Raw genomic sequence first — 11,824 nt, forward strand, 5'->3', positions numbered from 1 at the left:
TTGTCCGCGTCGGCCAATCGTAGCGGGTTGTGGTCTTGTCTCTATTCCGGCGAACATTCGTACCTCTTCGTCCGCCCCCCAGAAACAAAATAACCTTTGATTCTATTTATGTATGGGGCCTCTATGTGGGGGCTAAATTATCGAATCAAAAATAACGAGGTAGTCCAGTAGTCAAGCTCTTTCAGTGGCACCGACCCAGGAGTCTCGGCAAACTGTTTTTCGACGGATCGCTCGATGGTCGTGCACGGAGTGGCCAGTGTACAATTCGACGCCGCTATACGATCGGAGTTCACTCGCTGGGCTGGAATCAGACGTTCGGGTTGTCTCGGAATCGTGGTTCGAACACGTCGCTTACAACTCGGTTGATCAGTTCGTCTACGCACTCCCGTTGGCTTACTTTGATTTCGATGGACACGACAGTTACTCAACTTCCACACGCTACGAAATGGAGACTCTCTTTCGGCTATTCCTGCTGAAAGAACTCCACGGGTGGACCCACGAAACGGCCCTTGTCGAATACCTCGAAACCTCGCCAAAAGTACATCAGAACCTTGATTTGAAATCGGTTCCCGACCCGTCGACATTTTGGCGGAGTTGGCACAAGCGGTTCACCACTGCCCTCCGTGAGACAGTGGAGACGGCGGCTCGAACGATCCTCATCAAAGCCCAAAATGCGGATGTCGCTGTGCCACGCAAACCAGAACGAAACCTGCAGGATCGAGGCCACGACGCTACTGAATCGGACCTTGACGATCAGGCCCTCCTCGATAAGGCAGGGACGGTTACCAAGCACGTCAGTCGCGTTGTTTTCCCGCGTTCTCGCTCAATCGTGGCGAGGGCTATGAGATTCCCGAGAACGCCTACTGGGGCTTACAGACCTACTTGGGGCTCCGTGAGAACTTGGCCGCCAACGAGGGCGCTCGGAGCTTCGTCCACGAGTCGACGCGTGATCGAACACCACTCGGACACGGTCATCGCGACCAGATTCGTGATCTCCCTATCGAGCAGATTCGCGAGATGTACCGACAGGCAGTCCAGTAACTTATCAACGAACTCGCGGAGACAGGGGAGTTCTTCCGGGCGGGTATTGTCACCATCGACATCACCGAGGCCGATCCCTTCACGGGCGACCGCACCGGCCATGAGGACGAGATCATCGGAACGAAAGAGAACACTGACGAGTACGCCTATCAGTGGGCGACAGTCCAGCTGGTCGGGAACGCTGTCCCACTCGTCCTCGATGCCCGCCCGGTACGAAAAGGCGAGAGTCGGAAGGAGATCGTCGAGGACTTGCTCGATTCGGCTGAAGAGCTCGTCCACGTCGATAACGTGCTGATGGACCGGGAGTTCGATAGCCAGCACGTCCTAAAGATGATCAGCCAGCGCGGGCTCTCCTACGTTGTTCCGAAGCGGATGCAGACCAGCGAGAAAGCCCAGGCGAAGCGATTGCTCCAGCGGGACCAGGATCGGTACGAGACCGACCGGAAGCTCCACCTCGGCAAGAACGAGTGGCACGAGACGACGCTGATCTACCGCCGGAAAGAAGACTCTGAGCACGACGATCACCGGCAGTATTCGGTGTTCTGTCGAATTGCGGGAGTGGTCTCCTCACAGAGTACGGGTTTCGCTGGGAGATCGAGAGCGGCTACAAATCGATTAAGCGGTTCATAGCGGCGACGACGTCGAAGAATTTCGGGCTCCGATTCTTCTACTTCGCCTTTGCCTGTCTGCTGTACTCTATCTGGCGAGCGGTCGATTTGCTCGTCCAAGTCGAGTTGACCGGTGAGTACGAACACTCACCCATTGTGACGGCCGACAATACGCTCACGCTGCTGAAGAGGGAGACCGGAATCGGATAGAGAGATACGCTGTCCGGGGCAATCCGGATTCCTGAGTGGCAACGCTGTCGGAGATCTTGAAAAGTCACTGGTCTAGTTGGTAGTACGACATGAGAAGACTATCGAGAGTAGATCCGAACCAGCTTCGTCTCGAAAATTCGCCCGAAACCACGCATCACAGCCCCGCTAAACCCACTGTAGTCTCAACTTCACTAAAGCCCACAATAGTTGAGACTAACAATCTCAATGCATGGACGACAGGGCGCGTCTGAGTACTAGCCATCCCTCCTATTGTGACATCACGAGCTCGAACCGCGCCCCGCCCTCTGGCCCGTCTGTCACAGACACCGTCCACCCGTGAGCCTCTGTGATCCGTTTTACGTCGCCGTCAGTGAGTACTGGCGCGAGATTCGTCTGCCAGATGTGTGCCTCCTCATCGATTTCTAGCTCTTCCTGATACGAGATCGGCTCACGAGCCTTGGCACACCGGTGATAGTTCGCTTCGAGTTCTGCTCCCGCTTGCTCACCGAATACATCACGAGGCGTTTCTCCCCGGACCTCTTCGGTCGTAAGGCCGGTCTGTCGCTCGTATGCCGGGCTGATCCGGTCGAATTCGAACGTAACGTCGCCGTCTGAAGCGTCGACATCGACGAAGAAGATTGCGTCCTCTGTATTGTTGAGGAGGGCCTCGTACTCTCCAGCCAGTTCGCGGAGTTCGCGTTCCTGTTCTTTCCGCTCGGTAATCTCCCGGCTGTTGAGTAGAATACCGTCGATGACATCGTCTTCGAGCCGGTTCCGCATCGTGGCTTCGATCCAGCACCACGACCCGTCGGCGTGTTTGAATCGGACTTCGACGGTCTGGGGTTCGTCCGGAGTCTCAAGAACAGCTTCGACCGCCTCGGCGTTTTTCTCCCGGTCGTCGGGATGGACGTATTCGTAGCCAGAGTTCCCGACTAACTCCTCGGAATCGTAGCCGAGCACTCGGGTGACCGCGGGGCTCACGTATGTCATCGTTCCGTCAGTGTCGATGATCGTGGCGAGGTCGTTCGACTCTTCGACGAGCATCCGATACCGATCCGCCTGATTCTCGCTCCGTGTGTCCGAAGTCGCAGTGTCTTCCATTGGTCAGTGGTGTTCGACGGGCGTTCCCCGAACGGATGAGTCTGCGGACATCCGAGGAAGGTTCAATACGACGCCTGTTCCACGCGGTGAGTTATCCACGAATGTGACTTCGCCACCGTACAGCGAGACAGTCCAGTAGACGATCCAGAGCCCGAGTCCGGTCCCGTGCTGGAGCGGCGTTTCCTCGCCCTGTTTGATCGTCTCCAGTTCTTGGTCCGGGATGCCCGGTCCGTTATCCACAATTTCGATGTCGATCCACTGTTCAGACTGCTTTTCTCTGGACGGTCTGGTGGTGACCGTCACCTCGGGTTTGGGTTGGTCGTTGTGGACGACGGCGTTGTCCAGTAGTTCCTTCACTGCCATCTTCAACTGGCTATCCGCTCGAACGTAGAGTGGGTCAGAATCATCGACATCGAATGAAGCGGTCGAATACTCTTCAGAAACGGTGGTGACGACATCGCTAACTAACTCCGTCACGTTGGTAGCGGTCTCAGCGGACACTTCGTTTTCGAACAGCGAGCGCACAGTTCCGGCTTTGTCACCCAGCGTCGCCAGAGCGTCCGCCCGTTCTTCGATCGCCCGGACGTCCGCCCGATGTTCGTCATCGCCCAGCGATTTACGGAGTAGTTCTGCCCGGCCCTGAATAACATTCGTTCCGTTCCTGAGATTGTGGCGCAAGACGCGATTGAGAACGTCGAGTTGCTGTTTGCGCAACCGACGATTCGTCACGTCGGACTCGATCGTGACGAAGTGCGTAATCTCTCCGTCGCCGTTCGCGATGGGCGAGATCGTCTGGTCGACGTGGTACAGCTCCCCGTTTTTGCGCTGATTGATGAGATTTGCATTCCACTGCTCGCCCGAAAGGATCGTCTGCCACATCCGGTCGTAGAACGCCGCGTCCTGTTTGCCCGACTTGATGATGCGAGGGGTTTTACCGACAGCTTCCTCACGAGTATAGCCGGTTCGGGCTTCGAATTTCGGATTCACGTACTCGATAGTGCCCTCCCTGTCAGTGATGAAGACCGCATGTCCTGCGCTCTCGACGGCTTTTTTGAACAGCTGTAAGTCCATTTCGCGCTCTTTGCGCTCGGAAACGTTCTCCTGGAACCCGACGTAATTCTCGACGGTTCCGGCGTCGTCTCTCACCGGCGCGATACTGACGCGGTTCCAGAACTGACTGCCGTCCTTCCGGTAGTTCCGGAGTTCCACGGATACCGGCTCGTCCTTCTCAACTGCCTTCCGCATTTCGGCGACTGGTTCCTCCCGAGTGGCCTCACCCTGGAGAAACCGACAGTTGCGGCCGAGCGATTCCGACTCAGAATACCCAGTCAGCGCTTCGAATCCCTCGTTTACGTAGATCATCGGGTTATCATCTCGGTTGGGATCGGTGATGGTGATCCCGACGGGCGCTTTGTCCATCGCCTGGGATTTCAGTTCGAGCTCGCGGGCGTACGTTTTCCGGTCTGTCACGTCGCGTGCAGAGAGGATTATCGGTGACTGGTCGGAATCCTCAAGCGTCGCAGCCGACACCTCCAACTGTCGCGTTTCTCCTTCCTTCGTCTGACACGTGAGGTCGTCGGTCGATCCCTGCCCCGCCTCCTGTACCTGCTGGAGGAAAGACCGGAACCGCTCGCGATCGTCGGCGTGGATTGTCTGGGTCGGCGAGATAGAGAGCAATTCGTCACGTGAGTATCCCACGAGGTCACACGCCGCGGGGTTGCACTCGGTGATCTCGTCGCCAGATGGAGCAACAACGAAGATTGCGTCGTTCGTCGAATCGAACAGCCGCTGAAATCGAATCTGCACGTCCTCGTAGCGCGTGGACAACTCCACCGACTGCTCACGCCTCGCCAACAAATTCCCCACACGACGAAACAGGGTCGTCCGGTCGACAGGTGCTGACACCACTTCGTCAACGAGCGGTGGCCCGTTGCCGTTCTGCTCGGACGGCAACGGGACCGTTCCCCTCGACCCTTCCTGTTGAATCAACAGGACGGGCGTGAAGGTCGGGTGGGCCTCTTTTTTGTGCTCTCGCAACGCGTCGCGGTACGTCGGTACCATCTGTTCACCAACGACATAACAATCGACGGGCTGGAGGGTGTCATCGGCGACGACGTCGTGCCGTTCGTCAAGAAATTCTTCGAGCGCTTCCCGGTCGTTATCTCCGTGTATCAAGAGTTGTATGGTGTGTCGCTCACTCACTTCGCGACTCGACTGGGCGGTCATGATTGGTCCGTTGTCTGGTGGGACTCATTTGGAACGCGATGCGTTGAACTACCCTGCATGATCCCCCGAACGGTATCGAATGGTCCTTCGATAACCAGCCCCTCGCCGGACTCGATCGCGAACCGGTGGAACCGGCTGTCGAAATCCCCGAGTCGCTTTTTCACGACTCCGATCGCTCGGTCCAGTTCGCCGTCGACTTCCACATAGGTGAGAAACACGATGTTGTCCGCGATGTAACTGGTGTTCGTGCTCGTGGCTTCCGGGATGCCGGTGAGGCGGTCCGCCTCGTCCGTGATAATGACTGCAATACCGCGATTCTTGAGAACCCTGGTGAGGCCGTGTAACCGGCGAACAAGTCGCTGGTCGTCGCCCTGGAGCGAGATCTTGTAGCCCGAGAGCCCGTCGACGAACACTGCGTCCGGCGCGTGCTCGTCGACCTGGTCGAGGACGTGCCGATCGAACTCCTCGGCCGAACGCACGAGCGGTTCGGTCTCTGTCAGCGCCAGTGATCCCTGCGCCCGCATCTCCGAGATCGGGAGTCCGAGTGTTTCCGAGCGATGGACGAACTGGTCGATCGACTCCTCGAAGAGGTATCCGAGCGCTGTCCCACCGTCTTCGACGATGCCCGAAAGTATCTGTGCGCCGGTGGTCGATTTGCCGATGCCGGTCGGCCCGCTGATAAACGAGACGGTCCCGCGTTCGATCCCGCCACCGAGGAGTCCGTCGAGAGCTTCGTGTCCGGTCGGGATCAGTTCCGGGTCGAACGTTCGGTTCTCGTGTTTCGGGATGGTCTGTGGATAGACTTCGATCCCATGCTCGCGGATTTCCAGTCCGTGGGTCCCGTCGCTCTGGCCGAGACCACGGTGTTTCGGCACGGCGATCCGGCGCTCGTGCTCGTCGAGAGACAGGTTGACGACGCCGTCGCTCAACGATTCGAAATCGTCGTGTCTGGTCTCGCGAGTGCGCTCCCTGTCGAGCGTTCGCGTCGCGACTGTCGTGACCTGTCGGTCCCGAAGGAACCGGATGAGCGACTGCAACCGCTTCCGGTACTGGTATTCGTCCCGTTCCACGTACTGGAGTTGGGTGATCGGGTCGATGAGAATCCGGGCCGGATCCACCTCCTCGATTACGTGTTTGATATCCTGTGTGAACTGTTCGGATTCGACTTCGCTCGCTTCGACCAGGTTGTAGGACTTGTCCTCGGCGAAAAAGTCCGTCCCGGGCCCGATGTCTAAAAACTCGGCGTCCCGAATGTCGACGTCGAGCCGTGCTGCGTTGACGAGAATGTCGTCTCTCGACTCCTCGCCGTGGATGTAGACGACTGTCTCGTCGGCATCGAGTCCCGCTCGCAGGAAGTGCTGACCGAGCAGCGACTTCCCCGTTCCCGATGCGCCCTGGACGAGGTACGTACGGCCCCGAACAAGCCCTCCGTTGAGCAGTTCGTCCAGTTCGGGGATACCCGACGCTACCAGATCGATTTCCTCGGTCGCCGGATCGCGAGAGTGATCAGACATCGTGTATCATGTCTTGTCAACCGGCCCCGAGGGAGATAAGACGACAGTCTAGATAACGGGATTCGGCGGAGAAGCTAAAAAATGGGTTCGCTCAATGTGCGGTTTTGATGCCGATAATCTCGAAGCGGGTGCCGCCGGTCTCGCTGTCGGTCACGCGGATTTCCCAGCCGTGTGCCACCACGATCTCCTTGACGATTGCGAGGCCGAATCCAGTGCCATCGTCAGCGGTCGAGTAGCCAGCCTCGAAAATATCGTCGCGTTTTTCGTCGGGAATTCCCGCTCCATCGTCCGCGACGTAGAACCCGTCAGCTATCTTTCCGACGGTCACCGTTACCTCACTGCCTCCGTGGTTGACGGCGTTCCTAAAGAGATTCTCGAACAACTGCTGAAGTCGGCTCCGATCAGCCGATATCGTCAGATCGGTTTCGACAGCGAGCGTTGCGTCCGCACTCGGCGTCGTCCGCCAACACTCCTCAGCCAGTTCGGACAGGGTGACCGGTTCCGTCGTTCCGAGTGAGTTCCCACTCCGAGCAAGCGCCAATAGATCATCGATGAGCGCCTGACAGCGATCGACTGCGTCACCCACTTCATCTAGGTGAGGGGAGTCACAATCGGCCTGTGCCAGTTCGAGGCGGCCCTGGGCAGTCATGAGCGGATTTCGGAGATCGTGGCTGACGATGCTTGCGAACGCTTCGAGACGGGCGTTTTGCCGTTCAAGTTTCCGTGCACGCTCTTTGCGCTCTGTGATATCTCGGAGTGTCCCGACTGACCCGTCGAACTCGTCACCTTCGTAGGGAAGGACACCTATGTGATCCGCACAGACGATCGGGTCGCCGTCACATGGCTGGATCGACACTTCGAATTGTACCGTCTGCGGGCCGTCACTCGACAGCAACCGACCCAAGTGGTGTTTTGCCCGTTCGACGGCATCCTCGTCCTTGATGAGTGACGGCGTGCTTCCGAGAATGGTTTCCCGGTCGTAGCCGACCAACTCGACGAGTTCGTCGCTGACAAATGTGAATCGCCCCTCCTCGTTGAGCACGTACACGGCGTCGGTCAACGCCTCGATGATCGTCTCGTACTTTTCGAGTTCCTGCCGACGCTCCTTGCGGTCGGTGATATCGTGACCCGCTCCACGGAGTTTCGTTACCCTCCCACCGGATTCTACGACGGGAGTGATCGTCATTTCTATCAGACGCTCGTCGCCGTCCCCTGACTGAAGTCGCCACGTGTTGTGCAGTTCCTCGCCCGTCTCGAACGCCCTGGTGAGTGTGTGCCGAATGTCTTCGCGGTCGTCCGGGTGGAACAGTGCTATCGCCTCCTCCAGAGGGATTTCGGCTTGGCCAGGGCGGCCGACCGCTCGCTGGGCGCCGGCCGTCAGCAGGACAGTATCACTCCCTCGATCCAGTTCCCACCCACCGGTGTCGCCGACGAACTCCGTCAGTCGCATCAGTTGTTGCTGTCTGTCGGCCCGCCGTGCCTCGCGTCGTGTCCGGACGGCGTTCCGGATCCGGTTGGCCAAGAGGTCGTACCGGTCGGTGGCGGACCCCTTCTGGAGGTAGTCGGTAACGCCAGCAGAGAGTGCTTCGCTGGCGATGGTCTCGCTGCCCTTGCCAGTAAACAGGATGAACGGAAGGTCGGGATACCGCTCTCGGACAGCTTCGAAGAACTCGAGGCCGTTCATGCCGGGCATATTGTAATCCGAGACGATGCAGTCGGGTCGACGCTCGTCGATCCTCTCCAATCCACCGTCGGCGCTACTCGCCGTCTCGACGGTGAACCGGTCGTCCGCTCGCTCGAGGAACGTCGCAGTGAGATCGGCGAAATCGGCTTGATCGTCCACGTGAAGAACCTGTATCAACTCTTCAGTCTCGATCAAGGCCTTCGCCTCACTCATGCTTCTGCCGAGGTCGGTTCCGGATCCGTTCCTCCGAACAGTCGACAAGGTCGCAGACAGTTCCCATACCGATAGCGTACCGCCCTCCCACGAGCGTGGACTCGGGAACGTGACGTGCCCTCATCGGCTTACGTTTCTCCATCGTCCTCCGGCGTTCGAGCATCGCGCTCGGAGATGTGGTGTCCGCCGTCGGCCGCGGCCGCCGATCCCGCTGTCGCCTTGGCTCCTGCACCGACACCTGATCCGGTGTCGAAATCCGACACTTGGTCGTGTAGTTCCTCAGCGAGCGCGGACAGTTGTTGCACGTTCTCCGAGGCCTCGGACAGTGAAGCGGTCTGCTCTTCGGTCGCGGCGGAGACGTTGCTCGCCTCGGCCGCCGTCTGCTGGCTGACGCTGGAGACTTGGTCGACCATCGACACCACCTCTTCCGACGAGGCCGCCTGGTCGTCGGTGGCGTCGCTGATTTCCCGGATGCCGCTTTCGGCCTCTTGGACGGTATTGGCGATTTCGTCGAACATCTCGATGGCGTCTTCGATCGTGTCGGAGCCGCGTTCGACGCGATCGCTCATCTGTTGTATGCCCTCGACGGTCTCGTCCGTCGTCGCCTGGACCTCTTCGATGCGCTGTTCGATGTCGGTGGTCGCCTCGGCTGCCTCCCCTGCCAGGGACTTTATTTCATCTGCCACGACACCGAACCCCTCGCCCGCTTCTCCAGCCTTCGCGGCCTCGATCGAGGCGTTCAATGCCAGCATGTTGGTCTGTTCGGCGATGTCGGCGATCATCTCGACGACCTCGCCGATCCGGTCCATCTTCTCGTCGAGCGCCTCGACCTGTGTGGCCGCTTCGTCGGCCCGCGTTTCGATCGACTGGATCTCATCGGTCGCTTCCGAGGCGTACTGTCGGCCAGTCTCGCCGCGCTCGACGGCCGTACTGGCGGTTGTAGCCACCTCCTCTGCCGAGGAGGCGATTTCCTCGACGGTCGCCGACATGTCGTTCATCTCGCCGGCCACCTCGTCGAGGTTCTCGCTCTGTGTGTCCGCACCGCGCGAGATCTCTTCGACGGACTCCGCGACCTGCTTGCTGGCCTGTTCGATCTCTTCCGAACTGCTCGCCACGCTCTGACTCGACGTTGCGACGTCGTCCGCGATGGACTGGACACGTGCGACGCTCGTATCCAGCTGCTCGATTCCGTTTTCGAGGTCACTCAGTGTCGATCCGAACGTTCCCGGGTAGTCCGTGTCGACGACCTGATCGAGTTCCCCGTCCTTTAGACCCCGACTCACGGTCGATATCTGTGCGAAGCTCTCCGATAACTGGGTCGTCCCGGTCGCGAGATCGGTGAGCACTTCGCCGTACTGGCCGGGGCGGTTCGCATCGACGTCTCCGTCCAGAACTCCCTGCTGGAGGTCGTCACTCACACCTCGAATCTCGTCGAAACTCTCCGCGAGTTCGTCGGCACCCGCTTCGAGATCGGCGACGGTTTCGCCGTACCGACCGGGATAGCTGGACTCGAACTCCCACCCGAGGTCGCCCTGTCGCAAGCCACGGCTGGCGGTTCCGATCTGCGAGAATACGCCCCGGAGGTTCGTCTGCATCTCGGTGAACGCCTCGATCATCCGGCCGAGTTCGTCGTCTTCGACGTGGGCCTCGAGGTCGTTGTCGAGGTCGCCGGCACTGACGGCCTGTGCCGTTTCCTCCAACTTGGTGATCGGCGGGATGATCCGTCCCGCGACGAACAGCCCGAGAGCGATAGCCAAGACGAACGACCCAGCAGTCAGTCCGAGAAGCAACCACTGAACCGTCGACGTGGTGCTGTCTGCCGACGCGACCGCTGTTTCCTTGTCCTCGACGGCGCGTTCTTCGAGCGTGTGTGCGTCCTCGCGCATGTCGGTCAGTATCGGGTCCAGTTCCGCCAATCCTCGTCTGGCACGCGCCGTCTCACCGGCCTCCGCCGCGTCGAACACCTCCTGAGCGACGGCCGTGTACTCCCGGTGTCTGGACCGCAAATCGGCGAAGGCTTGCTGTTCTTCCTCGCTCAGGTCGGTACCCTCCATCCGCCCTGCCCACTCTTCGAAGTGGGAATTGGCTTTCTCGAAGTCGGCTCTGGCATCGTCCTCACCGAGCAGGGCTGCTTGGACTGCCACCTGCTGTTCCTCGACGGCGACCAACATCTCCATCGACGCGTCGATCTTGTCGGCGTCCTCGGAGATGACGTGGGCCTCGCCGTCGACGGCGCCGACCGCTTGGTATCCCATCAGTCCCGTCGCACCCACCAGCAACGCCACGAGCACGAAGGCTAGGATGAGTTTCGGCCGCAGGTCGAACCGATCGAGTTTCACCTGTTCTAACATGGACTATTCTCCCGTGGCAAACCCAATAACTGACCATTCTAGATAACAGTATGAGTATCGCAGCTGAGAACCGGCGGCCGTCTCGCTCGCTTCGCTGTTCGAACCGTTCCTGAGGGACGCCATCCGGGGTATGATTCCGGGCGTCTCCCGTTATCTAGATGGGTGACTTATCTTCTCCGTCAGTGTTTGTACGTCTATGCCCGATTCGACCCAGCACGACGGAAATCGTTTCCGACAGGAAGAAATCGACGGTGACCCCCCCGTTCGGTCGCTGACGTTCGACGCCAGTGAGGAAACATACGTTGCGGAGTTCGACGGTGGCGACGTGTCACCGAGTGTAACGGTTATTTTGGTGGTTGCGAAAATAACCGGACAGTCGGCGACTGATCTCCGACCACTGCACCACGTCGTCGACCCGGACGCTCTCGACCGAATCGTGAGACACCGTCCGTCCGGACCATCCCGTAACGAACGGCTCGTCGAGTTCACTTATCAGGGGCTCACGATCCAGCTCTCGAGCGGCGGCGTGATCGAAGTGGGCCTTCCGCGTGCGGGGAATACGGAATAACTGGATGATCAGAACGGACGACCGGCTCGATATCCTCTTGTGCCCGAAGGCGCAGGAATCCCGAACGGTGGGATTTTCGAGATTACCACTATAGCTCAGGTTTCATTTCGGGGATCCTCTTTAAGCCATCGCGAAACGGTGCCAAACCGCCAGTGCTCCTATGGTCGGTGTTGTCGACTCAGCTGTTTTTGTTATGCGGGGTTCGTGGGCACGATTCCGTGCCGAAATCGAGCGTTTCGGTACGGAAAGCTGACGGACACTGGATCGCAGGGACCGGCGTGAGCGTCCCGAAACACGGTGATCAGCAA

Annotated in this window: 6 protein-coding genes and 1 pseudogene; 2 read left to right on the plus strand and 5 right to left on the minus strand. The window is 59.1% G+C overall.

Annotated features, from left to right (window positions below; translation table 11 throughout):
- The first annotated feature begins 184 nt into the window (after nucleotides 1-184).
- Nucleotides 185-1,859: pseudogene (locus EI982_RS02715) on the plus strand (transposase).
- A 267-nt stretch (nucleotides 1,860-2,126) separates the two neighbouring features.
- Here the strand turns inward: EI982_RS02715 and EI982_RS02720 are convergent.
- The 5 genes from EI982_RS02720 to EI982_RS02740 form a co-directional block, all read right to left on the minus strand.
- Nucleotides 2,127-2,903: a PAS domain-containing protein gene (locus EI982_RS02720; RefSeq protein ID WP_233255273.1), complete on the minus strand. Its 777-nt coding sequence runs from the start codon at nucleotides 2,901-2,903 to the stop codon at nucleotides 2,127-2,129.
- Nucleotides 2,904-2,963: 60 nt separating this feature from the next.
- The gene (locus EI982_RS02725; protein WP_157688021.1) at nucleotides 2,964-5,186 is read right to left on the minus strand and encodes a PAS domain S-box protein; all 2,223 of its coding nucleotides are present in this window, start codon (nucleotides 5,184-5,186) and stop codon (nucleotides 2,964-2,966) included.
- Nucleotides 5,183-6,700, minus strand: coding sequence for an ATPase domain-containing protein (locus EI982_RS02730; protein ID WP_157688022.1), 1,518 nt, complete (start codon nucleotides 6,698-6,700; stop codon nucleotides 5,183-5,185). Before EI982_RS02730 ends, EI982_RS02725 begins: the two co-directional genes overlap by 4 nt.
- 91 nt (nucleotides 6,701-6,791) lie before the next feature.
- Nucleotides 6,792-8,597, minus strand: coding sequence for a hybrid sensor histidine kinase/response regulator (locus EI982_RS02735; RefSeq protein WP_157688023.1), 1,806 nt, complete (start codon nucleotides 8,595-8,597; stop codon nucleotides 6,792-6,794).
- Nucleotides 8,598-8,725: 128 nt separating this feature from the next.
- Nucleotides 8,726-10,948 carry a HAMP domain-containing methyl-accepting chemotaxis protein gene (locus EI982_RS02740; protein ID WP_157688024.1) on the minus strand — a complete coding sequence of 741 codons (2,223 nt, stop codon included), beginning with the start codon at nucleotides 10,946-10,948 and terminating at the stop codon, nucleotides 8,726-8,728.
- A 196-nt stretch (nucleotides 10,949-11,144) separates the two neighbouring features.
- Between EI982_RS02740 and EI982_RS19100 the strand changes: the two genes are divergently transcribed.
- Complete coding sequence (locus EI982_RS19100; RefSeq protein WP_199243707.1) at nucleotides 11,145-11,516, plus strand: HalOD1 output domain-containing protein; 372 nt, start codon at nucleotides 11,145-11,147, stop codon at nucleotides 11,514-11,516.
- The last annotated feature ends 308 nt before the right edge of the window (nucleotides 11,517-11,824 follow it).

This window comes from Haloplanus salinarum (genome assembly GCF_009762275.1).
Classification (GTDB): Archaea; Halobacteriota; Halobacteria; order Halobacteriales; family Haloferacaceae; genus Haloplanus; species Haloplanus salinarum.

Coding starts and splice junctions, on each gene's coding strand:
- EI982_RS02730 (WP_157688022.1), bottom strand. CDS start 6,700: ATGTCTGATCACTCTCGCGATCCGGCGACCGAGGAAATCGATCTGGTA.
- EI982_RS02725 (WP_157688021.1), bottom strand. CDS start 5,186: ATGACCGCCCAGTCGAGTCGCGAAGTGAGTGAGCGACACACCATACAA.
- EI982_RS02720 (WP_233255273.1), bottom strand. CDS start 2,903: ATGCTCGTCGAAGAGTCGAACGACCTCGCCACGATCATCGACACTGAC.
- EI982_RS19100 (WP_199243707.1), top strand. CDS start 11,145: ATGCCCGATTCGACCCAGCACGACGGAAATCGTTTCCGACAGGAAGAA.
- EI982_RS02740 (WP_157688024.1), bottom strand. CDS start 10,948: ATGTTAGAACAGGTGAAACTCGATCGGTTCGACCTGCGGCCGAAACTC.
- EI982_RS02735 (WP_157688023.1), bottom strand. CDS start 8,597: ATGAGTGAGGCGAAGGCCTTGATCGAGACTGAAGAGTTGATACAGGTT.